The organism is Halostagnicola kamekurae (assembly GCF_900116205.1).
GTDB classification, from domain to species: Archaea; Halobacteriota; Halobacteria; order Halobacteriales; family Natrialbaceae; genus Halostagnicola; species Halostagnicola kamekurae.
The window spans coordinates 1,001,705-1,023,928 of record NZ_FOZS01000002.1; the positions used below are offsets into that span (position 1 = coordinate 1,001,705).

Sequence of the window (22,224 nt, forward strand, 5' to 3'; positions counted from 1 at the left end):
CGTCAGTCGAGTTGAGCCTGAATCTCCTGATCGGAGGCGTCGGCCAGTTGCTGGGCTCGCCCGGTCTCGCTCGAGCGGTAGATAGCGTCGATCACCCGCTGTACGGTTAGGGCCTCCTCGATCGTATTCGTCTGTGGCTCGACCCCGGTCGCGACTGCCTCGAGGAACCGCTTGTCCTGCTCGAGATGGCCGGTGATCGACGGATCGCCGCTGAGGTCGACGTCGGCGTAGTGGTCGCACCCGCCCGTGCCGGTCTCGAGGATCGTGAGATCGTTGTCGCCAATCTCGAAGGACGCGCCGGCTTCCGTTCCGCGGACGACGAAGTCGGTACACGGTTCGCGGTTCGTCGCCCAGGCCGCCTCGAGCGAGATGGTCGATCCGTCGGCGCACCGAACGAACGCGCTGGTGGAGTCGTCGACGTCGTACGGTTCGGCGGCCGCGTCCCAGTCGTCGCCGAACCCGTCGGGGTCAGCGTACTCCTCTCGAGTGCCGAAGGTCGTCCTCGTGATGCCCGAGACCTCCGTGACTTCGGGGAAACCGAGCGTGTACAGCGCGAGGTCGATCGCGTGTACTCCGATGTCGAGCAACGCGCCGCCGCCTGCCAGACCTGGATCGGTGAACCACGAACCCGGACCCGGGACGCCGCGGCGACGAACGTAGTTCGCCTCGACGTGGGTCAACTCGCCGAAGCGGCCACGATCGTCGTACTCGTCGAACATCGCCGTCGACGCCGCGTGACGGTTGTGAAAGCCGACCATACAGATGCCGTCCGACTTTGCTTCCGCGTCGGCGATTCGCCGTGCGCTCTCGAGGGTGTGTGCAAGCGGCTTCTCGACGAGCACGTCGAGGCCCGCCTCGAGCGCGGCGACGGCGATCGGTTCGTGAAACCGGTTCGGCGTCGTGACGACGACGGCGTCGACGGCGTCGTCCTCGAGGAGTCCCTCGTACGATTCGTACGTCCGCGCGCCGAACTCCTCGCCGAACCGAGCGCGTTTCGAATCGACGATATCCGCCCCGGCACAAACGTCGGCGCCGTGCTCGAGAACGTTTCGTGCGTGTAATTGTCCCATTCCACCGAGACCGACGATGCCAATGCCAACCGAACTCATGAAGAAATCACCGATTTCTGTCCGGAACCACCGAGTGGACGGTTCTCAACGAATAGTTTTGATCTCGTTCGAGGGCGATGCCGACTGTCCATAGAGAAAGGGAGTGGGCGATCGAAATAAGTATTGTGTAGTAATAATCTATACAAGCACCCGTATATTCAGTTTATATTTTATTTTTCACCCACATATAGTATTTCTTCGACGGGTAATTCAGTGTTAGGGCGTTCGGTAAGATCGGCTTGGGACCCACACCGGTCAGATCCACGCGTCGAGAACGATGGTCTGCTGTGAACGTCACGCCCGCCGAGTGTCGACGAGTTCGACGACGACCGTCACCTCCTCGCCGGTCGCCGACTCGAGTCGATCGCGAACCGTTTCGGCGAAGTCGGGCGGTTCCGCCGCGCCGGGCGGTCGTTCGACGAGGACGGTAATTACAGGTTGCGAACCGGTGTAGACGTCGTACAGCTCGTAATCGATCGATACTTCCCGAAACTCGAGGTCGCCGAAGGCGGGGTCGTCGCTCAACGACTCGAGTTCGACGGTCGCGTCGTGTTCGACGGACGCGGTTTGGTACGTTCCGTAGGTGACTCCCACGAGCACGACGGAGAGCAAGGCGATCACGAGCAGAAGGACCGCGACGCGCGAGCGCAGTCGACCGTAGGCTCGTTCGATGCCCGCGGAGCGATGCGGTCGATAGCCCGAGAGCCACAGCAACAGGAGGGCGGTGAGGTTGATCGATAGCATGTTTATCAACACCAGCGTGCCGGCGGTGAGGACCACTTCGGGATGGCCCCAGGCGATACCGAGACCGGCTGTCGCGGCCGGCGGAATCAACGCGACGGCGATAGCGACGCCGACCAGCACCGACCCCACGCCGCGCGTGAGACTGATCACGCCGGCCGCTCCGGAGCCGAGCGCGAGAAAGAGTGCGAGGAAGCCGGGCGTGATTCGCTCCTGTATCGCCGGAACGGTCGTGATGTCGAACGCCGGGGGCAACAGAACCGTCCCACGGAGCAAATATCCCATCACCGCCGCGGTCAGCACCGACGCCAGCAGGCCGACCACCTGGAGCCGGACTCCGCGCGTGGCGAGGCCGTCGTCGTCGACGATGACGCCGACGCTCGCCGCGAGCGCCGGCCCCATGAGCGGCGCGACGACCATCGCGCCGACGATGGTCGCGGTCGAATCGAGCAAGAGCCCCGCCGTCGCGATGATCGTACTCAACACGAGCAAGGAGAAGTACGTCGACGACGCCGGCGCGAGTTCGACGGCCCGCGACCGAAGCTCCTCCCTCGAGATCCGGGTTCCGGAGAACCGGTCCGCAAGCGAGTCGGACCGCTCGGAGACGATCGTCTCTGCGGCCACGACGACGGTGTAGGCCTCTTCTCGCATGCCCGCCTCGTGGAGCCTCTCGAGCGTCGGTTCGACGCCGGCCGGCGTGATCGGAATCGAAACGAGCGCTTCGAACCCGCCCGGGCCGGTTTCCTCGGTCACCGCGTACTCGATCCCCTCCGCCTCGAGCGTCTCGAGGACCAGCTCGCGATCTCCCCGCGGGACGAAAATCTGCAAGAGACGCATGCGGTACGTACGCGAAATAACGGGATAACTGCCGATCACGACGGGCGTGACACTCACGGACGGAAGAATGAGTCTCGAGGCCCGGCCGTCCGCTCGAGCGTAATCGAGTGGCAAGCGACCGTGCGAAGCCAGTTGTCGCTTCGAAACCTTCGGCGAAGCGGGACGACGCACAATCGAGTAATCGTCCGTCGTCGGCTCCGGCCTCGAGGTTTGTGGGGCTGGTTTTCTCGGCTGTGATCGCGAAACAGTCGAGAGAAGCCCTGTCTCTCACTGATTGTTCTACCGGTCAAAGTCTCGCAGAGCCATGCGTTTGACGTACTCTACGAATCCGTCAGTGTCGGTAATCGGATCGGGACGACGGGTATCGGAATCGTGGCGGTGTCTCTCGTCGTGACGTCCCCTTCGATCCCTGTCGTCGTGGTGGTGCCCGTCTCGGTGTTTCTTTCGATCCTTGTCGTGGTGGTGCCTGTCATCGTGTTTCTTCCGAGATTTCTCGTCGTAGCGCTTTCTATCGTGGTGCCGATCTTTGTCGTCGTGGTGTCTTCTCCCGTCTTTTTCCTTTTCGTGGTGCTTTCTCCGGTCTCTGTCGTCGCGTCTCTTGTCGTGGTGTTTCTTTCGGTCCTTGTCGTCGTAGTGGTGCCTGTCGTCGTGTTTTCTCCTCCCGTCGCGCCTTCTCTCGTTGTCGGATTCCCCGTGCTCGTCCGCAGCCGCGACTCCCGTGAGTCCGACCGCTCCCGTTCCGATCACCGCAGCGGTTCGGAGGACGTTCCGACGACTGTCGTACGCCGTGTCGTCTTCGCGTGTCATTGGTGGGAAACACCCACGCGTTGCTATCGCGGACCGAGTTATGAATCGCATACCACGTTACGTCGAGAAAGCACAATACCGAGAAAGATTCTCGAGCGAACACAGGTGAATATGTGATATTACGGGGGTCACAATCCGAGCGAATACTCGGAAACAACGTCGTCGCCAGACTCAGCGGTGATTCTCCGACTTCGAACGTTCGTTTGCACGGTGCAACGATCTACCGAGACGCAAAACCGTTTTCGTGCCCGAAATCTATCGAGTATCCGAATATACAGACATTGTATTTATTCAGGATAATGCGACTTTCTCTCTTTATTTCAAAACTAAAATAGCACCTTTCAATAGAAACTAGAGGAAAAAGACTATATTGGAGTCATATCTTCAATTGTGTGGAGAGCATGTCCCTCACCACTGGCGATAGATCCCACGCTCCTGACGACCCTTCGGACGACTTGCACGAGGAACAAGCGAGCGCGCTCTCGAGCGATACCGTTTTCCACATCCTCCAGACAAGTCGCCGAAGGGAGGCGATCAGATATCTCCTGGCCGCCGACGGCCCCGTCAAAATGCGCGACGTCGCCGAGCACGTCGCCGCGGTCGAACACGAGACGACAGTTGCGAAACTCGATTCCACTCAGCGCCAGCGCGTGTACATTCCGCTGTATCAATCACATCTTCCGACCCTCGACGAGGAGGGTATCATCGACTACAACAAGAGCCGCGGAATCGTCCGCGCGACGGATCGTCTCGAGGTCTTTCGGCCGTACCTCGAGATTCGCGAGAGGGCGCGTCCAGTCACGGAATCGTCGCGACACGACGACACGCGGGGAGCACAACCGACACGTACTGTCCTTCTCTCGACCGTCGCGAACGTTCTCTTCGCCTCCGTTGTCGGCGGTTATGCTGCTATTAGCACCGGGAACAACGCGTTGTTCGCGATCACAGTTCTCGGGGCGATCGCTCTTTTGGGAACGGTTAGCTGGGTGACGGTGACTGGTCGGTCCAAATCGAACGACGCTCCCTCCCCCGACGATTCACGAGCGCTGAACTATTCCGAGGACTGATCGTTTTCCACAGCCTGGAATCAGAAAGGAGATATCGCGCCGTTCGTGGGCACCTTGACAGAGAGGGATGACGACGACCGTCGGACGCCGACAGGAAGTACGCCCATTCAAAACGTCTTTCGACCGTTGTCGGTGATGACACTCTCGAGCAGCGAGACCGGCGTCGCATCGTACGCTGGGTTTACGACGTCGAACCCTTCAGCGGGCTCGAGTAATACCTCACTACCGGACCGAAACTCGTTCTCGAAGACGAACCCGTCAGTGATGAGCTTCGCCGCCGAGCCGAGGACGGTCACGGGGACGTCGAGCTGGTCAGCGGTGGCAGCGATCGGAAACGTTCCGACGCGATTGTACAGCGTTTCGTCGACGATACAATCCATCCCGATGACGACGCGGTCGCAGTCCTCGAGATAGACGCCGTTGGCGCTGTCGGTGATCAGCGTCGGTTCGACGGTCTCGAGTTCCGCGAGTTCCCTGACGGTTTTCCGCCCGATGTACCGCGGGCGCGCTTCGGTCACGTAGACCTCGATCTGCTTGCCCTCGTTCGAGGCGATCTCGAGGGCTTCGAGGACCGTCGAGGAGTAATCGTGTGTCAGCAGGGTGTCGCCGCCCTGAAGCACCTCGGCGGCGTTTTCGGCGGCCCGGCGCTTGGCGGATTCGATTCGAGAGATGACCGCCTGAATCTGCGTCTCCGTGGCCGTCTTGGCCGCTTCGACGGTGTCGGGATCCTCGGCAACGACCTCCCTGTTGACCGCTCGAACCGCGTTCTGCAACGACGCGTGCGAGGGGTTCGCCCGCCGGAGCACTTTGCCGTTCTGCTCTAACGCGCGGAGGTACTCCTCGACGGTCGCGTACTCGCGATCGAGCAGGTCCCTGAGCGCGCGCGTCGCGTTTATCGCCACCACCGAGGAGCTGTGTGTCTGCATCTCCCTGATTTCCTCGGCCGTCTCGTCGATCATACCCGTCACCACAGCCGTGAGCGCAAAAGGTGTTCCGGGAACCCGATGCAGGGAGCGCCACGTCGAGCCGAACGCGTCGCCTCCCCGAGTCGATCGTGGCGCTCGAGCGACGCTGCGAACGGAGTAACACAACCCTTTTTCGATCACGGAGTGGACGTACGGCCATGGACGAAGCCGCCGTTCGCGACCATCTTCGGTCGGTCGAGGACCCCGATCTCGAGGACGACATCGTCTCGCTCGGGCTGATCAACGATCTCACCGTCGAGGGCGACGAGGTGACGATCGACCTCGCGCTGGGTGCGCCGTACTCGCCGTCGGAGACGGCCATCGCCGGCGACGTTCGGACCGCCCTCGAGGCGGAAGGGCTCGAGGTCGATCTCTCCGCGAGCATCCCGGATCGGGACGATCTGACCACCGACGAGCAGGTGCTCCCGAACGTCAAAAACGTCATCGCCGTCGCGTCCGGGAAGGGCGGCGTCGGCAAATCGACGATGGCCGTCAACCTCGCCGCCGGACTCTCCCAGCAGGGCGCTCGGGTCGGGCTCTTCGACGCCGACGTGTACGGGCCGAACGTTCCGCGCATGGTCGATGCCGACGAGCCCCCGATGGCGACCGAAGACGAGACGCTCGTACCGCCCGAGAAGTTCGGCGTCAAGCTGATGAGCATGGCGTTTCTGACCGGCGAGGACGACCCCGTCATCTGGCGCGGACCGATGGTCCACAAGGTCATCACGCAACTCACCGAGGACGTCGAGTGGGGGCACCTCGATTACCTCGTCATCGACCTGCCGCCGGGAACCGGCGACACCCAACTAACGATGCTCCAGACAATGCCGGTGACGGGCGCGGTCATCGTGACGACACCCCAGGACGTGGCGCTCGACGACGCCCGAAAGGGCCTCGAGATGTTCGCGAAGCACGACACCGTCGTGCTGGGGATCGCCGAGAACATGTCGACGTTCGCGTGTCCCGACTGCGGCGGCGAACACGACATCTTCGGCTCGGGCGGCGGCGAGGAGTTCGCGTCCACCCACGACATGCCGTTTCTGGGTTCGGTGCCGCTCGATCCGACCGTCCGCGAGGGCGGAGACGAAGGCGCACCGGTGGTCCTCGACGAGGACGACGACACCGGCGAGGCCTTCCGTGAGATCAGCGAAAACGTCTCGAACAACGTCGGTATCGTCCACCGACGGGCGATACCCAACAGCACCGAGACGCCGCCGCCCGTCGACGAATGACCGATACCGAAGGGGACGAGCCTACCGATTACGACCAGAATCAAAGCGCTCCCCCGGACGAGCCCGCGTTCGAACCGGACCCCGAACGCGTCGAGACGCTGCGAACGATCGCCGACGACATCCGCGGCGACTCGAGCGAGCGCAAGCAACTCGCGAACGTCCTTTACAGAACCAGCGACCTCTACGACGCAGACGAGGAGACGAGCCCCGAAGAGATCGTTCGGAACGTGAAGTTTATCCTCGAAGTCACCGAACGCGGCGGTCTCGAGCGCTAGACTGATTCGGTGCCCGGTGCTGACTCGTCGGCCGTTTCGATCACCCGCCGCCACAGACGCGGCGCTTTTGTTCTCGCGACGCGAGAGACTCGCTGTGGACGCGAACCAGCACTCTCGAGCGAACCCCTTCGGCATGGACGAGACGTGTCGCAACTGCTCGGCGCTCTGTGAAACGCGGACGCAGGTCGTCCACGGCTACGGTGACGTGGGGGCTGACTTCCTGTTCGTCGGTGAGCGGCCGAGTTCGGACGCCGACGAGGTCGGCGTCCCGTTCGTCGCTCCCGGTGTGGACGAGGGCGGCCAGGGATCGACCAGCGGCGGCCTTCGACGGATCCTCGAGCGTCTCGGACTTTGCGACGCGACGTCGCCGCGATCCGAACCCGCACTGGTCGACGTCTACCTGACGAACCTCACGCGCTGTCGCGATCCGGACCGTCGACCGACCGACGAGGAAGTTCGGAACTGCGAGCCGTACCTCGAGGCCGAGATCCGAATGATCAATCCCGAGATCATCGTCCCGGTGGGCGAGCGTGCGCTGGCAGAAATCGCGACCGAGTACACGCGCACGCCGGCCGAAGAAATCGATCTCGAGGAGTCACACGGCGAGCGAATCCGCGGGCGCGGGTTCGAACTCGTGCCGATGATCGCGCCGGCCGACCAGACCGACGCCCAGACCCAGGCGTGGGTCGAGGCCTTCGCCGAGCTGCTGGCGACCGATTATCGACAGACGAAGGGACGACAGGGTCGATAGACACAATTGCTGCGCTCTGAAACCGCTCTAAACTACCAGTACGGATTCGCCAGCCACCGCCTCGAGCGCGACCCGAGCGCGACGAGGCCGCCCACGACGACGGCGACGAGGACGATAGATCCGATCGTCGGCGCGAGCAGGGTTTCGGGGGTCTGAAGCGCGAAGCTGTCGACGAAGCTGACGATTCCGAGAGCGGCGAGCGCGCCGATCACGAGCAGACCGAGGCCCGCGCTCTGTGTTCGATAGTCCATACCGGGAGTACTCGGCTGATCGAGTATAATTCGTCGGGTAATTTGCCAGTACTCCGCGAGTTGCGTGTCACCGCGGCTCGAGAACCCGCGAAGCACTGCCTTCAAGGCTCGTCGGAGCCGACGACTACCCATGATCGTCGTCGTTCCGGTGGACCCGCCTCGAGACGGACTGGTACTCGCGTCGCTGGCCGAACGGACGCCGCTCTCGGAATCCGAAGCGAGGCGACTCTACGAGGCGACGACGGCCGACGTGCTCCAAACTGTCGCGGCGAGCGGCGGCGACCTGCTCGTGAACTACCGGGACGAAGAAACGCTACCGCCAGATTTCGACGGCGGCGACCCGGAAGCCGAAGTCCGGTCGCTCGTCGACGACGCGCTCACGGACGAGAGCGCGAGCAGCGCTCGAGTCGAACGACAGGTCGGCTCCACCCGCTCGGCTCGAGTCGGCAACACGGTGACGCACCTGCTCGATCGCGAAGATGCGGCGAGCGTGGGCGTCCTCGAACCCACCGCGCCGCTGGTCGGCCGAACCGAAATCGACGGCGCGGCGATGTCAATTCGCCGCCACGACGTCGTGCTCGGGCCGTCCTCGAGCGGGCGAACGTACTTCGCCGCGTTTGCAGATTCGATTGACTTCGACGACGCCGACACCGTCCCGGAGCTGGCGACGCTCGCGGCTCGAGCGGCCGACGCCGGATTCGACACCGGCTTCGCGGCGATGTTTCCGACCGTCGCGACCGAACCCGGACTCTGTGCGACCGTTGCGACCCTCGAGGCCCAGCGCGCCGCGGGGAAGGTCCGAGCGCTCGAGACCGCGACGGTCGTCGACGAGTTGGGCCTTAGAGTCGGGGACGACGAACGGCTCGAGCGCCGAGAGACCGACAACGCTTTTTAACCCGATGCGGAAAAGGGGGATGAGGTGGGGTGGCAGAGCGGCCTATTGCGCCTGCCTTGAAAGCAGGTGGCGTCAGCCTCTTGGGTTCAAATCCCAACCCCACCGTCTTTGCGACGAACAATACGTGAGGAGCGAAGCGTGAACGTTGGGATTTGAATCAGAGAGTGCAACGAGCGAAGCGAGTGGAACGACCGTGGTTCAAATCCCAATCCGTCCGTCTTTAGACCGATTTCTCGCTCGTGTAGTTTATCTCAACGCGGTCGGGAATCCTCACGCTTCAGCGCGGGAAGGATGTCAATCCTAACCGTTGAAACGTCCGAAAGACTCCTATTCGAAAGGAACACGGTTCAGGCGAGAAACGATATAGTCAAATTTCTGTTTCCATGTGTGATAGGGTGTCCCAGATATTCAGAACAGCGATTCGACCTTCGTAGTAGGTGTTACGCAGAACAGATGAGATAGAATCTTCTGCGTGTCTGTCATCGAAGAGAATCGCGATTCGATCGAATTCTCTGGATCCCAGTATCATGACCGAGATGGCTGGAAGCGACGCGTCTGTCTTTCGGAGTTCGTCAGGTTCTTCCTGTTCTCGCTCGGCGATTTTTCGGTGTGCGCGATCGAATATTTCTCCGGCGCGTGGCCCGTCGTGAATACGAATTCCCGGTTGGAGTTCGCCCGTCCGTTCGATCCACTCTGCAGTTTGGGCTTTGTCCACCCAGTCGATACTCATGTACGCCTGCTGTTCGTCAAGTTCAGTGATGACTCGCCGTGTCAAGAAGAGTCTCACTTCTTCTCGTTTCACGTATTCGATGAAGGTCTGGTATTTCTCCGTTCGAGTTCCGCCGAGCGTCCGAAGAAAACTCGTGTCCAAGATTAACGCAGAGGGGAACGGCGTGAGATCGTCCCTGCTCATTCGTGCATATACGGCGCTTCGTCGAGGGCCCTATCAGGAAGTGAAACGTCAAATTCAGAAGCCGGGATGGAAGGGTCTCGGTCCTTCAGTAGGTAGACGATCTTCTCGAGCGCCTGCGTGATTGCAATTCCTTCGACGGCAGGGACATCGAGCGCGTCTGCTGCTCCGCGGCGACTCGTGTTTCCACGGAGGTACTCGACAGTTTGCGCGATAGCGGAGCCGAGTTTCGCCTTTCCGTGACGCTCGACGAAGAGTTCGATGTCTTCGTCCAGTTCGATCGCGCCGTACACGGCAATCATGACTGGACCAATAGGTTCTGCACCGTTCCACACACCACCCACCGGCGTTGCTTCCCAGAGGATAGCTCTGTTCCGTTTCTCGTCCAGTTGTTCTGCTGCGCCTAGTTGCTGGAGGGTCTTCGCATAGTTGTGGGCGGCGCTACTGGAGAGGTCTACGCGCTCGACACTCTCTCCGACTGTGGTAGGAGAGTTGAGAAGCATATCAGTGTAGAAGACTGCGAGTTCCGGTCTGTGGAGCAGCTCGTGGATCGTGAAGAACTCTTCTCTCTTCTCCTCGGCCTCGGATGAAGTGTGGGGGGGAGCGTACGCCATTCTAGTCCACAGTACGTGGACTGAGGATTAAAACCCACCGGTGGGGCCAGTTGTAGACGAGAACTCACGCAAAAGTGAAGCACTTGGAAGGGGTCGTGCCAAGCCATGGAAGTTGGCATTCTCACCTCTATCATCGAAATCGACGAATCGTTCGTCGAGGGATCTTCCGAAAAAATCCGTTCCCAAGTTCGCGAGTACGAACGTGGCGACCGCCAAGCGTTCGACCTCGAGATCGCCACACCCGACGGAATCCTCGGCGATGTAATGGACGCGATGGCGGAAATTCCATACGGGGAGACGCGCTCCTATGGCGACCTCGCGTCGGCCCTCGAGACCAGTCCGATCGCCGTCGGGCAGGCCTGCGGGCGAAATCCCGTGCCGATACTCGTCCCCTGTCACCGCGTCGTCGGGAGCGACGGAAGCCTCAACGGCTACTCGGCGGCCGACGGCGTGGCGACGAAACGGCGACTGCTCGAGCACGAGGCTCGAGAACAGAAGACAGTGCAAACACAGTTACAGACGGATTCGTAGCAATCGCGGATCGGCCGCTGAAGAGGTGCTACCGATACGAAAACCAATCAGTTGCGACCGGGAGAAACAGACCGGTCGCTACCGATACGAAAGCTCGAGTTCGCGTGCGCGCTCGAGGAGGTCGGCCTCGTAGTAGTCCTCCGTCTGTGCCGGGCGCGTGCTATCGATCGCGCGCACCTGCTGGACGGTGTTGCGGAACGTTTTGAACGTCGCCTCGTCGACCATCTGGCCGTCGATGGTGACCGCGCCGGTGCCCTCGCGTTTTGCCTCGTTGAACCGCTCGATCTTGTGGACGTCGCGCTCGAGTTCCTCGGGCGTCGGCATGTGGATCGTGTTGGCCTGGATGGTCTGTTTCGGATAGAGCGACCAGGAGCCGTCCAGCCCCAGTTTGGCCTCGTGTTCGACCTGATCCGCGTACGCGTCGGCGTTGTAGTAGGTCAGTCCGGCGCGTTCTTTGAACAGGTCGTCGAACGGGCCGCCGATCGAGAGCAGGTCGCCGGCGCTGGCTTCATTCGAGAGCGCCTCGAGGAGGCCGTCCCATCGGGGCATGCCGTCGCCGAGGTTTCGACCGCCGAGCTCGGCCGCGTAGTCGACGGGGCCGAAGATCAGCGCGGTGAGTCGCGAGTCCGCGCCGAACTTCGAGATTTCCCGCAGGTCCGAGCGAGCGCGGCCGGTCTCGACGATGATCGAGAGCCCGATCGAGCCGTCGGCGTAGCCGTGTTCGGCTTCGGCCTCCGCGACGACTTCCGTGGCTCGTTTCACGTCCTCGAGGCGTCCGACCTTCGGCACGACGACGCCGTCGATCTCGTCACCGATTTCGGCGACCAGCCGGTCGATCTGGTCGCGACCCTTGTCGCAGTACTCCTCGTCCTCGTAGCTCCACTCGACGCGCGGCCATATTTCGCCGGGGAACTCGTACTCGGGGACCAGTTCGATCGTGTTCTCGAGGCCTTCGGCTTTCATGTCCGGCGCGGTCCCGTCTTCCATGTCGGGGACCAGCCAGTCCGGTGCCTGGAAGCCCTCGGACTCGAGGGCCGAGACGAGGTACTTCGCCGAGTCGTCTTTCGGAACGGCGGCCGGTGCGGTCTGGAACGTACGGCAGAGTCGGATGTCGTCTGTCATGTATTTGGTGTGTATGCGTGGGGTTTGGTAGCTATCGATGCGCTCAGTTAGTTCCTGGAGCGTTTCTGAATCTCCGCGGTTCGGGTGCCGGAGTACACCGGTTCGTCGTCCTGATTGAACGCGATATGCTCGAAGCGGACGGTGCCCGCCTCGGGCGAGTCGGCGTCGTCCTCGGCTCCGAGCACGCGCGTGAACGCGTAGACGGTGTCGCCGCTGGCGACGAACGTGTGGAACCGCTCGTCGTCGAACCCGACCTCCCGCCAGGTCCGCTCGTCCGAGCGGGCGTGCCCGAGCGCGGTCGAGCGCGTGACGTCGCCGTAGGTGACGATGCCGCCCGACGGCGAGTCGCCCATCACGTCTGCGTTGTGGTGTTGCTTCGCCGTGTTGAGCGTCGCAAGCGGCAACGACGCGACGGTCACATCGTCCTGCGTGCGGCCGCGTTCGTGGCGATACGCGACCGCGGCGTCGCGACCGTCGGCGTCCTCGAGCGCCGCGGCGAAGTCCTCGAAGTAGCCCCCTTCGGGCGTCACAAACTCGGCGGGGAGCCCGCCGTCGGGGTCATCGTCCGCCGACGTGGCCCCCGCTGAGCCGCCGTCGGTTTCGACCGGCTGGCGGCGCGGGATCATGTTCGTGCGCTCGTACGAGCAGAGCACGTCGCCGGTCGCGGCGTCGAGGCCGCGCGTTCGCCAGGTGACGATCCCGTACTGCGGACGGGAACTCGAGGTGGCCGTCTCGACGACCTCGCTCTCGACGCGGAGTTCGGTGCCGGGATAGACCGGGGCTTCCGGAAACCGAACGTTCGTCCGCCCGAGGAAGTAGCCGCCCTTCTCGCTCAGGTCCTCGACGGTGATCCCGAGCGTCGCGGCGGTGAGGAAGTCGGGGTGGATCGGCGGTTCGTCGAACCCGCGAGCGGTCGCGGCGTCGGTCCGCCAGTAGGCCGGGTCGTGGTTCAGCGTCTGGCTCATCCACGACTCGTTGCCCCACCTCGTCAGCGTGAGGCCGGGATCGTGCTCGAGGAGATCTCCCTCCTCGAAATCCTCGAAGCAGTTGCCCTTCTCCTTCGTGTCGGCGCGCTCGAGCGCCCGGGCGAACGTTTCGGCGTCGGTCCACTCAGTCATTGACGGTCACCTCGTCGACGGGTGCATCGGCGTCGGCATCCGCCCGCGCTGTGCGCTCCCGGCGGGCGATCGTTCGGCGCATCTCGTTCTCGACGATCATGTAGCCCTCGTCGAAGCCCATGCCGGGCTTTGCCAGCACTTGTGCGGCGTTCGTCGCGAGCGCGACGTGCGCGCAGGCTCGAGCGGAGGTCTCGGTCTCGTTGCAGGTCCCCCCGAGGTAGGCCCGCGTCTCGGTGCCCTCGCAGTAGCGGACCGCCTGTCCGCTCCGGTGAATGCCGCCGAGATCGGGCGTCTTGATCTGGACCACGTCCGCCGCTTCGGCGTCGACGAACGCCCGCACGTCCTCGAAGGTGTTACACCACTCGTCGGCGACGATGTCGACGTGGACGCCAGCTTCCGCCAGTCCGTCGCGCAGCTCGGCCATCGCCTCGATCTGCGCGGCTCGATCGCCGACGTCCATCGGGCCCTCGATCTGGATCGGGTACGGGGCCGCCGCGTCCTCGAGCGCCCCGAAGTACTCGACCACCTCGTCGCGGTCGTAGGGCGCGTCGAAAATTTCGCCGATCATGCCGTAGACGTCGATGTGGAACCGGGGATCGTAGTCCGTGGGCCCGAGTTCCTGCGAGCGCTCGACGAGCCACTCGACGTACTCGAGCAGCGTCTCGCCGTCCTCGCCAATCTTTTCGACGCTGTTGATCAGCGCGTGGGGGAGGACGGGGACGCCCTTGATGAACATCTTCTCGGTGTTGGTGTACCGATCGTCGCCGGACTGTCCGAAGACGGGTACCGGCTCGGTCGCCGGCTCCGTGCCCAGCGCGTCGGCCAGCACGTCGGTCCGCGTGGTTCCGGTCACGTGTGCGGCCGCGCCGAGCAGGGCCTGGGAGACCCCGTAACGGATCGCCGTGTGAAGCCGATCGCCGCCAATCTCGAGTTCCTCGAGCCGTCCAGCGTTCTCGAGGAACCGACTCGCGTCTCGCCCCTCGAGGGTATCAGCGACTGGGCCCTCGATGACGTCGGCGTACGCGTCGGCCTGAAACAGTGGGTCGCGGCCGCCGGCACCCGAGTACTGCACCGCCGCGCAGTCCCCGCGGATTTCGGTGCCGTCGGCGAGTTCCACGTCGACGATGATCGACTCGCCCGCCTGTCGGATCTCGTCGAACCCGTCGGTGACCGGGTCGCCGTCGTAGGTGAACCCGTCGTGTTCGGCTCCAGCCTTGATCGCCCGCTGGTCGTCGAAGAAAAACCCCGAGTAGCCCGGCGTGGCGTGGATCGCTTCGATCTCCATCTCAGGCACCCCCCTGCGGCCGGCCGATGAGTTTGCCGTCGCTGATCGCATCGACGTCGTCGGCGACCATCCGGAACGACTGGTCGCGCCCTTCGGTGTCGGCGCGCTGTGAGAGCCGGGCCTTGTGGATCTCCTTGATGTCGTCGTCCATTGCGAGGTCGGCCCACTCGAAGATTCGCACCCGGCCGTCGTCGTCTCGAGCCGGCAGGACGGCCCCCGCCGCGCTGTCGCTGGGCGCGAAGGGCACGTCGAGTGCGCCCGAGTCGAACGCTTTTATCGTTCCCTGCACGACGTCGCCGTCGCCGTGTTCGAAGATGGTGTCCATCAGACACCGCGTCTCTCGCTCGATGAGGTCCTGTTCCTCCTCGATACCGTCGATGTCGATCTGTTGTTCGATAGCCATGTCGATGACCTGTCGCGTGGTCCGCAGCCCCGCGGAGTTGGCCTCCTTCGTCGGGACGCCCTGGAACTCCTGGGGCGACTTCGTGATGACCTTATCCGGTTGTGCGATCGAGGCGGTCATCCCGCCGAGGCTGATGACGCCGTTGGCCCGCGCCTCGTCGGGCGGGAACCCGCCCATCCACTCGTGGAAGACGGTCGTGACGACCACCTCGTCGGGGAGGTACTCGTTGCCCAGCTTCTTCAGGGCGTTCAGCGCCGCCACGTCCTGAACGATGTTGCCGACCTGTCCGTAGCCGAGCGTGATCGATCGTACGCCTTGTGTAGCGGCGAGTTTCCCCTCGACCAGCATGATCGCGATCGCGATCGAGGGCGGGACGAGTGTCCCGGTCAGCGGGCCGAACGGCTCGCGGTTGATCCGAACGCCGCGCTCGGTGTAGGCCCCTGCGAGCCGGTCGACGAACTGCCACTTCTCGATGGTCTCCTCGAGCCCGTGGCGTTTCGTGTAGGGGATGTTGTAGGAGATCGGTCCGCCCTCGAAACTCTGGAAGCCGCCGGCGAAGGTTATCGCGGCCAACAGTCGTGCGTCGGGCGTGCCGTGGCGGACCTCGATCGGCGCATCGATCGCCTCGATGAGTTCCCGGCAGCCCTCGACACCGTGGTTGACAGCGGGAAAACCGTTGAGCGTGTCCTCACCGGTGTCTCTGGCTTTCTCGAGGCCTTCCTGGGCCTTCTCGTACTCGTTGTCGCGGGTGTACGAATCGATCGTCGTCGGGAGGAGATCCGCCTTCCCCTCGCCGTGTAAGTACTCGAGGAGTTCGACCTGATCGTCGAGTCGGGGAACGCCGGCTCGGGGCTGCAAGAGCGGTTTCTCCGCCGACTCGAGGACGTCCGCGAACCGCTTTTTCGGGGGCAGCGATTCGTGGTAGTCGATCGCTTCCTCGAAGTCGACGGCGTCGCCGGTCGACCAGTTCGATCTGATTTCCTCGTCGATGCGCCGTAGCTCGTCGGCCGAAATTCGTTCGTCTCGTATCATTTACCAACGGATCATTTAGGAACTGATAGTCGCTCGTTCCGTCTCTGGCGTCTGCTGTCTGAGATCCCGCGTCAGGGCCGCGACCGCCTCCTCGGTGTCGGTTTCCGAATCGAAGACGCGATCGAACCCGAGCGCCTCGAACGTCGCTCGCGTCTCCTCGAAGTCGTCCTGACCGACCGCGAGGTTGCCGCCGATGTACGTCGTCGCGTCGACGCCGGCGGACTCGAGGGTCTCGTGGAATCCCTGGCAGTCCTGCTCCGCGTGCCCGTAGAGCGAGGATACGAGTACGGCCGCCGCGTCGTGCTCGAGTGCGGCCTCGGCGAACTCCTCCTGGGAGGTCTGTACGCCGAGGTTGATGACGTCGAAGCCTGCCGCGTTGAACGCCTGCTCGAGTATCGTGATGCCGACGACGTGGGCGTCGGAGCCGATCACGCCGAGGACGACCGTTTGGGACATCGTACCCGGATCGATGGGACACCGGGACATAAACTTAATGATCTTCCATGATAATATTCTTTAAACATCCTTTCATCGTGCCTGTGTGACACAACCACAACATCATGATTAATAGCAAAGATTATTGGGGCGTGCCGGGAAGACCGACGTATGGGAGCGCTGTCACACCTTCGCGTGTTGGATCTCACGCAGGTCCTCGCAGGCCCGTACTGTACGATGTTGCTCGCGGACATGGGAGCCGACGTCGTCAAAGTAGAGCGTCCGGGCGGCGATATGATCCGCTCGAATCCCCCGTTCGTCGACGACGGGAGCGAGGAAGCCTACGGCGGGTACTTCCAGAGCGTCAACCGGGGCAAGCGGAGTATCGAACTGGACCTTGGTGACGACGCCGATCGAGCGGACTTCCTCTCGCTCGTCGAGGAAGCCGACGTCGTCGTCGAGAACTACCGGTCGGGGACGATGGAGAAGTACGACCTCGGCTACGAAACCCTCCGAAAGTACAACTCGGAGCTGATCTACTCCTCGATCCGCGGCTTCGGCGACCCGCGGACGGGCGAGACCCATCGACAGGGTCAACCCTCCTTCGATCTGATCGCGCAGGCGCTGGGCGGCGTCATGGAGACCACCGGCCAACCCGACGGCCCGCCGACGAAGACCGGCCCCGGCGTCGGCGACCTCTTTACCGCGACGCTGAACTGCATCGGCATCCTCGCGGCGGTCACCCACCGCGAACAGACCGGCGAGGGCCAGTACGTCGACACCGCCATGTACGACTCGATGATCAGCTTCACCGAGCGCGCCGTCTACCAGCAGTCGTACTCCGGGGACGCGCCGACCCGCCGCGGGAACGCCCACCCGACGCTGTTTCCCTACGACGCCTTCGAGACCAATGACGGCTATGCTGTCATCGCGGCGTTCAACAACAACCACTGGGCGGCCCTCTGTGACGTGATGGGCCGCGAAGATCTCGCCGACGCGTACCCGACTGCCGCCGAACGCCTCGAGAACCGCGAGGCGCTTCGCGAGGAAATCGCCGACTGGGCGCTCGAGCAGACCACCGACGAACTCGTCGGAAAGCTCGAGGGAAGCGTTCCGGCCGCGCCCGTCCAGACCACCGAGGAGATCTTCGACGATCCGCACGTCCACGCGCGGGACATGCTCGTGCCGGTCGAACAGCCCGGCACCGACCGCGAGGTCGAGATCGCGGGTAACCCGATCAAGATGAGCGAGACGAACCCGGCGCCTCGCGGTCGCGCGCCGCTGCTCGACGAGCACCGCGAGGAGGTACTGAGCGAAACGGCCGACGCCACGGCTGCCGACGACTGAGCGTCGATTCTCCGTTTTCGTTCTCAACTCGACTGAGGAGAGCTTCGGCTAGCCTCGAGGGCCGGATCGACGGCGAATCGATGACGGACCGATGGCGGATCGATGACGGATCGACGGCGTCGCGGCGGAGACGGAGAGTAATCCTTTTGCGGGTCCCCCGCACACGGTCGGGTATGAGCGACAACTGGCCGGTCGATCCCGACGGCGAGGAGGGAAGCGACGGAATGCGAAAATACGACATGCGGATCATCGCGGACAAGGTCGACGAGGAGGAGGACTTCCCGATGGACCCCGACGAGTTCGTCGCGGAGTACGGCGAGTATCCGATTCGGGTCAACTACAAGACGGTCGTCCCGATGAGCGACATCTTCGAATACGTCGACGCCGAGGAGTTCGAAACTATCGTTGACATGCACAAGGCAGTCGGGAACGCGATGCGCGCCGGCGGCTTCTGGGAGTACCACCCGAAGGGGTCCTCTCCGGAGAAGAAACACGCGTGAGCCCGCGACCGGCGCGGACGGGGTCACCGTCGTCGCCGACAGAGCTATCGACGTAGGCGGGGTGACCGACGACTGAGCGGCCGACGCGCGAACGCGACCGACACGTGGTCGACGATCCCCATCACGGATCTGGATTACGTATCACTTATACGAACAGGTTCGAAACATCGGGCACAGTGACTAATACGCAGGTTACGCTCGTTCAGATTGACAACTACGGCCCGTGGACGGTGACGCCCGAACCTCGCCGCGAAGCCGACCTGCAGACGATGCAGTCGCGGCTGTACGCGGATATTTCGCAGTTCGTCGGCAACCACGGCGGCTATACCTTCTTCACGCGCTTTGACAACATGATCGCCGTGACGAACGGCCTCTCGCTCGAGGACCACGCCGTCTTACAGGAGTCCGTCGGCAACCGATACCCGGTCACGCTCAGCCTCGGCGTCGCGACGGGGACCAGCCCGATTCAGGCGCTCGCCGACGCGACGGAACTGGTTCAGGAGGCGGGCAGCGCACAGGACAAACACCGCCGGGAAATCCTCGACGGCCGCGCCGTCGCGGACGAGCACGGAACCGGCGACGACGTCCAGATCGCCCACTTCGACGTGATCAACGCGACGGGCAACTACACGGACGAACTCAACGCCTTCGACACCTTCATCGAGATCGAGCAGGGCTACGCGGAACTCATGCGACACATGCGGTACGCCCACGACAGCCTCTCGTTTTTCGTCGGCGGCGACAACATAATCGTCGTCTGTCCTGATCTCGAGCGACCCGACTACCGCGAGGCGATCGGCCACGTCGAAGCGGAAGCGGGGGTCGAACTTCAGGTCGGCGTCGGCCGGGGAACGTACGCCCACGAGGCGGGAATGGGAGCAAAACACGCCCTCGAGACCTGTCGGGCCGACGGAACGCGCGTCGAACTCGAGTGGGAGTAGTCGACCCTTCGACGCGTACCGAGACGGCGAGCGGGCCCGCGGTGCTCGCTCGGAGAGCGAATCGAGTACCAACCTGAATCGTTCGCTCGCGCCGCGATTAAATGTGGCGGAGGTAGCTTTTAGAGTCGCTGTGCGTATTGTTCACATATGGAATCGGAACTATCGGTCTCGGAGGTTCTGACGACGGAGTACGTGGGCGTGAGCGAGTCAGACACCGTTCTGGGCGCGGTCCGACTCATGCGCGAGGAACGGGTCGGGTGCGTGCTCGTCCTCCGCGGGTCGGAGCCGGTCGGCATCGTCACCGAGTGGGACGTGCTCGGACTCGTCGCCGGCGAAAAAGACGTCGGGGAGACGACCGTCGACACCGTGATGTCGACGCCCGTCATCTCCGTCGCGGGCGATCGACCGCTCACCGACGCCGCCGATCTCATGGCTCGAGAGAACATTCGAAACCTCCTCGTCGAAGCGGAGGCGGACATCCTCGGCGTCCTCACCCAGCGGGACGTCATCGCGGCGGCCGGATCGTTCCAGGCCACCACGTCGCGATCGATGAGTGGATCTCGACCGGCAGACGAGTCACTTGCTGGTGGCGGTTCGATCACCGAACCGCTGGCATCGCAACCGGGAGAGGACACCGAAGTTCGCCCGAACGGTGGGGACGAGTACTCGACACAGGGCATCTGTGAAGCCTGTGGATCGCTCTCGGACTCGCTGTGGGAAACCAACGGCCAACTCGTCTGTGCGGACTGTCGGTCCGTCTGAGGACGACCGGTTCGATCCCGCCGGCGACCGCGGAGAGCTGTCAACCGCAATCACACTCTCAGACCGATAGAAAGACCTTTCGGGGGAGACGATGGAGGGTCGATAATGATCGAGACCCTCGACGATCTGGACGTCGAAGGGACGACCGTGGGCGTCCGTGTCGACATCAATAGTCCGATCGGCGACGACGGCTCGCTCGCCGACGATGCACGGTTGCAGGCCCACGTCGATACCCTCTCGGAACTACTGGACCGCGGCGGTCGCGTCGCGGTTCTGGCCCACCAGGGCCGCCCCGGAAGCGACGATTTCACCGGACTCGAAACCCACGCGTCACATCTCGCGGATCTGCTCGACCGCCCCGTCGGCTACGCCGACGTGACCTTCAGCGACGCCGCCTGCGAGCTGGTCGAGTCGCTCGAGAACGGCGACTGCGTCGTCCTCGAGAACACCCGCTTCTACAGCGAGGAGTACATGGAGTTCGAGCCCGAGCGCGCAGCAGAAACCCACCTCGTCGAGGGGCTGTCGTCGGTTCTCGACGCGTACGTGAACGACGCGTTCGCCGCCGCACACCGCTCCCAGCCGTCGCTTGTCGGCTTTCCGATGGTGCTCCCGAGCTACGCCGGGCGCGTGATGGAGAGCGAACTCGAGGTCCTCGGCTCGATCGAAGAGACGCCGGAACCCCGAGTCTACGTGCTCGGCGGGGCCAAAGTCTCGGACTCGATCGACGTCGCCTGGAGCGTCCTCGAGAAGGACCTCGCAGATCACGTGCTGACCGCGGGCGTCGTCGGCAACGTCTTTCTGATCGCCGACGGCGTCGACCTCGGCGACGAGAGCTCCGATTTCATCTACGACGAGGGATACTGGGACGAGATCGACCGCGCTCGAGACCTGCTCGACGCCTACGGTGAACGGATCGCGCTGCCACGCGACGTTGCAATCGACCGAGAGGGAAAGCGCTACGAACTGGGGATCAACGCGCTCCCACCCAAGAACGACGAGGGGGCGCTCGACATCGGCAGTTCGACGCTCGCGTACTACGAGCGCATCCTCTCGGACGCCGGCACCGTCATCCTCAACGGACCGGCAGGGGTTTTCGAGGACGACCGGTTCGAGACCGGCACGCGCGGGTTGTACGAGGCGGCGACCGACGTCGACACCAGCATCGTCGGCGGCGGCGATACCGCCTCGGCGCTGCGGTCGCTCGGGATCGACGGCTTCTCGCACGTCAGCACCGGCGGCGGTGCCGCCCTTCGGATGCTCACCGCCGAACCGCTCCCCGCCGTCTCGGCGCTCGAGGGCGACGAGCGAGTCAGTGAATGATCGTGGACGAACCGGTCGTCGAACCCGCGACGACGGCCGACCTCGAGGCGATCGTCGACTACTGGGTCGCCCTCGCCCGCGACCAGCGCGAGTACGGCTCCTACATTCTCCCCGACCGGAACCGGGACGCGATGCGCGAGATTCTGGCGGCCCACAGCTTCGACGGCCGATTGCTCGTCGCTCGAGTCGACGACACCGTCGCCGGGTTCGCGTCGTTTTCGATCGAGGAGGGAGCGCTGTCGCTTTCCTCGAGTCGCGCGTTCCTCTCGAATCTGTACGTTCGACCGGCCTACCGCGATCGGGGAATCGGAACCCAACTGCTCCGGGCCGTCGAGAACGCCGCCGCAGCACGCGGGGCCGACGACCTGATTCTCGAGACGATGGCGGGCAACGAGGCGGCGCGGCGGTTCTATCGTCGAGCCGGCTACGAACCGTTCCGCGTCGCGATGGAGCGATCCCTCTCCGATCGAACCGAAAACGATACACACTCAAAGGGGGACGAGTAACCACGTGATAGGGCCAGGGGAGCATGGGTGGTTCATGCACTCGACTTGTAATCGAGACTCCCGGGGTTCAAATCCCTGCTCTGGCTTCATTAAGTTTCTTAGCACACGATACTCTGTGGTCGGATACTCCGCCCCGAGAACGTGGACCACGAGCAGTACGAATCGCTAGACGATCACGACCACCCGCACGCGAGCCTCTGTTTCGACTGTCACACGGTTAGTAACGTGGATCAGTCAAACCGAGTCGCCGCGAGCGCCACTTTCCAAGGTGGGACGGCATGATCGGCCGTCAGTCTCTCCGGCAGTTCGATCGATGCGATCTACCAGTCGATTACTGAGCGCCCTGAACCCGACCCGGCCGACGTACACTACGTCTCACTATTTGTCAAACCCGTAATTCAGATCGAATTGCATAGCAATCCATTCGGGAGTTTCAGTCGATTGTATCAGACCCGATACGGCGTCATG

Annotated in this window: 24 protein-coding genes and 2 tRNA genes; 15 read left to right on the plus strand and 11 right to left on the minus strand. The window is 63.3% G+C overall.

All coding sequences use genetic code 11. The features are described 5' to 3' along the window. Positions 1-2: 2 nt before the first annotated feature. The 3 genes from BM348_RS12890 to BM348_RS12900 all read right to left on the minus strand — a co-directional run bounded on the left by BM348_RS12890 (position 3) and on the right by BM348_RS12900 (position 3,494). Positions 3-1,109 carry a Gfo/Idh/MocA family protein gene (locus BM348_RS12890; RefSeq protein WP_092905198.1) on the minus strand — a complete coding sequence of 369 codons (1,107 nt, stop codon included), beginning with the start codon at positions 1,107-1,109 and terminating at the stop codon, positions 3-5. Between the two features lie 294 nt (positions 1,110-1,403). Next, positions 1,404-2,687 carry a TIGR00341 family protein gene (locus tag BM348_RS12895; RefSeq protein WP_092905199.1) on the minus strand — a complete coding sequence of 428 codons (1,284 nt, stop codon included), beginning with the start codon at positions 2,685-2,687 and terminating at the stop codon, positions 1,404-1,406. A gap of 279 nt (positions 2,688-2,966) precedes the next feature. Next, positions 2,967-3,494, minus strand: coding sequence for a hypothetical protein (locus BM348_RS12900; protein ID WP_092905200.1), 528 nt, complete (start codon positions 3,492-3,494; stop codon positions 2,967-2,969). A gap of 401 nt (positions 3,495-3,895) precedes the next feature. Here BM348_RS12900 and BM348_RS12905 point away from each other — a divergent pair, with 401 nt between their 5' ends. Next, the gene (locus BM348_RS12905; protein WP_092905591.1) at positions 3,896-4,561 is read left to right on the plus strand and encodes a DUF7344 domain-containing protein; all 666 of its coding nucleotides are present in this window, start codon (positions 3,896-3,898) and stop codon (positions 4,559-4,561) included. 107 nt (positions 4,562-4,668) lie between these two features. On the opposite strand, the gene BM348_RS12910 is transcribed toward BM348_RS12905, so the two are convergent. Next, a complete protein-coding gene (locus BM348_RS12910; RefSeq protein ID WP_092905201.1) occupies positions 4,669-5,520 on the minus strand; it encodes a translation initiation factor eIF-2B in 852 nt (283 codons plus the stop codon). A 164-nt stretch (positions 5,521-5,684) separates the two neighbouring features. On the opposite strand from BM348_RS12910, the gene BM348_RS12915 reads away from it, so the two are divergent. From BM348_RS12915 to BM348_RS12925, 3 genes are all read left to right on the plus strand, one after another. Beyond that, entirely contained in the window at positions 5,685-6,758 is a 1,074-nt protein-coding gene (locus BM348_RS12915) for an Mrp/NBP35 family ATP-binding protein (RefSeq protein ID WP_092905202.1), read from the plus strand. Next, complete coding sequence (locus BM348_RS12920; RefSeq protein WP_092905203.1) at positions 6,755-7,033, plus strand: hypothetical protein; 279 nt, start codon at positions 6,755-6,757, stop codon at positions 7,031-7,033. Before BM348_RS12915 ends, BM348_RS12920 begins: the two co-directional genes overlap by 4 nt. Before the next feature lie 94 nt (positions 7,034-7,127). Further along, positions 7,128-7,784: a uracil-DNA glycosylase gene (locus tag BM348_RS12925; protein WP_092905593.1), complete on the plus strand. Its 657-nt coding sequence runs from the start codon at positions 7,128-7,130 to the stop codon at positions 7,782-7,784. A 32-nt stretch (positions 7,785-7,816) separates the two neighbouring features. Here the strand turns inward: BM348_RS12925 and BM348_RS12930 are convergent, their stop codons facing one another. Further along, positions 7,817-8,035, minus strand: coding sequence for a hypothetical protein (locus BM348_RS12930; RefSeq protein ID WP_092905204.1), 219 nt, complete (start codon positions 8,033-8,035; stop codon positions 7,817-7,819). Positions 8,036-8,165: 130 nt separating this feature from the next. Between BM348_RS12930 and BM348_RS12935 the strand changes: the two genes are divergently transcribed. The 3 genes from BM348_RS12935 (at position 8,166) to BM348_RS21385 (ending at position 9,807) form a co-directional block, all read left to right on the plus strand. Beyond that, positions 8,166-8,930, plus strand: a complete 765-nt coding sequence (locus BM348_RS12935; RefSeq protein WP_092905205.1) for a hypothetical protein — start codon at positions 8,166-8,168, stop codon at positions 8,928-8,930. 23 nt (positions 8,931-8,953) lie between these two features. Beyond that, positions 8,954-9,035: transfer RNA gene (locus BM348_RS12940), tRNA-Ser, on the plus strand. Positions 9,036-9,402: 367 nt separating this feature from the next. Then, positions 9,403-9,807: a hypothetical protein gene (locus BM348_RS21385; RefSeq protein WP_175507179.1), complete on the plus strand. Its 405-nt coding sequence runs from the start codon at positions 9,403-9,405 to the stop codon at positions 9,805-9,807. A 32-nt stretch (positions 9,808-9,839) separates the two neighbouring features. On the opposite strand, the gene BM348_RS12950 is transcribed toward BM348_RS21385, so the two are convergent. Further along, positions 9,840-10,454 carry a DUF7437 domain-containing protein gene (locus BM348_RS12950; protein ID WP_217642014.1) on the minus strand — a complete coding sequence of 205 codons (615 nt, stop codon included), beginning with the start codon at positions 10,452-10,454 and terminating at the stop codon, positions 9,840-9,842. 105 nt (positions 10,455-10,559) lie between these two features. Here BM348_RS12950 and BM348_RS12955 point away from each other — a divergent pair, with 105 nt between their 5' ends. Further along, on the plus strand, positions 10,560-10,985 hold the full coding sequence (locus BM348_RS12955) for a methylated-DNA--[protein]-cysteine S-methyltransferase (protein ID WP_092905207.1): 426 nt from the start codon (positions 10,560-10,562) through the stop codon (positions 10,983-10,985). Positions 10,986-11,063: 78 nt separating this feature from the next. Here the strand turns inward: BM348_RS12955 and citE are convergent, their stop codons facing one another. Genes citE through glmS form a run of 5 tightly spaced genes read right to left on the minus strand, consistent with a single transcriptional unit; the run spans position 11,064 to position 16,401 of the window. Continuing rightward, entirely contained in the window at positions 11,064-12,107 is a 1,044-nt protein-coding gene (gene citE, locus BM348_RS12960) for an L-malyl-CoA/beta-methylmalyl-CoA lyase (RefSeq protein ID WP_092905208.1), read from the minus strand. Positions 12,108-12,154: 47 nt separating this feature from the next. Continuing rightward, complete coding sequence (mch, locus tag BM348_RS12965; protein WP_092905209.1) at positions 12,155-13,225, minus strand: 2-methylfumaryl-CoA hydratase; 1,071 nt, start codon at positions 13,223-13,225, stop codon at positions 12,155-12,157. Next, on the minus strand, positions 13,218-14,510 hold the full coding sequence (locus tag BM348_RS12970; RefSeq protein ID WP_092905210.1) for a methylaspartate ammonia-lyase: 1,293 nt from the start codon (positions 14,508-14,510) through the stop codon (positions 13,218-13,220). Before BM348_RS12970 ends, mch begins: the two co-directional genes overlap by 8 nt. A gap of 1 nt (position 14,511) precedes the next feature. Beyond that, on the minus strand, positions 14,512-15,945 hold the full coding sequence (locus tag BM348_RS12975; RefSeq protein WP_092905211.1) for a methylaspartate mutase subunit E: 1,434 nt from the start codon (positions 15,943-15,945) through the stop codon (positions 14,512-14,514). Between the two features lie 15 nt (positions 15,946-15,960). Continuing rightward, positions 15,961-16,401, minus strand: a complete 441-nt coding sequence (gene glmS / locus BM348_RS12980; protein WP_394328097.1) for a methylaspartate mutase subunit S — start codon at positions 16,399-16,401, stop codon at positions 15,961-15,963. A gap of 150 nt (positions 16,402-16,551) precedes the next feature. On the opposite strand from glmS, the gene mct reads away from it, so the two are divergent. The 7 genes from mct (at position 16,552) to BM348_RS13015 (ending at position 21,842) form a co-directional block, all read left to right on the plus strand. Further along, positions 16,552-17,727: a succinyl-CoA:mesaconate CoA-transferase gene (mct, locus tag BM348_RS12985; protein WP_092905212.1), complete on the plus strand. Its 1,176-nt coding sequence runs from the start codon at positions 16,552-16,554 to the stop codon at positions 17,725-17,727. A gap of 173 nt (positions 17,728-17,900) precedes the next feature. Continuing rightward, positions 17,901-18,227 (plus strand): DUF5785 family protein, encoded by a 327-nt coding sequence (locus BM348_RS12990; protein WP_092905213.1) that lies wholly within the window; start codon positions 17,901-17,903, stop codon positions 18,225-18,227. Positions 18,228-18,403: 176 nt separating this feature from the next. Then, positions 18,404-19,168 carry a GTP cyclohydrolase III gene (locus tag BM348_RS12995; RefSeq protein WP_092905214.1) on the plus strand — a complete coding sequence of 255 codons (765 nt, stop codon included), beginning with the start codon at positions 18,404-18,406 and terminating at the stop codon, positions 19,166-19,168. A 147-nt stretch (positions 19,169-19,315) separates the two neighbouring features. Further along, the gene (locus BM348_RS13000; protein WP_092905215.1) at positions 19,316-19,930 is read left to right on the plus strand and encodes a CBS domain-containing protein; all 615 of its coding nucleotides are present in this window, start codon (positions 19,316-19,318) and stop codon (positions 19,928-19,930) included. A gap of 105 nt (positions 19,931-20,035) precedes the next feature. Beyond that, on the plus strand, positions 20,036-21,250 hold the full coding sequence (locus tag BM348_RS13005; RefSeq protein WP_092905216.1) for a phosphoglycerate kinase: 1,215 nt from the start codon (positions 20,036-20,038) through the stop codon (positions 21,248-21,250). Then, positions 21,247-21,756, plus strand: coding sequence for a GNAT family N-acetyltransferase (locus BM348_RS13010; protein WP_092905217.1), 510 nt, complete (start codon positions 21,247-21,249; stop codon positions 21,754-21,756). Before BM348_RS13005 ends, BM348_RS13010 begins: the two co-directional genes overlap by 4 nt. 12 nt (positions 21,757-21,768) lie before the next feature. After that, positions 21,769-21,842: transfer RNA gene (locus tag BM348_RS13015), tRNA-Thr, on the plus strand. Positions 21,843-22,224: the final 382 nt, after the last annotated feature.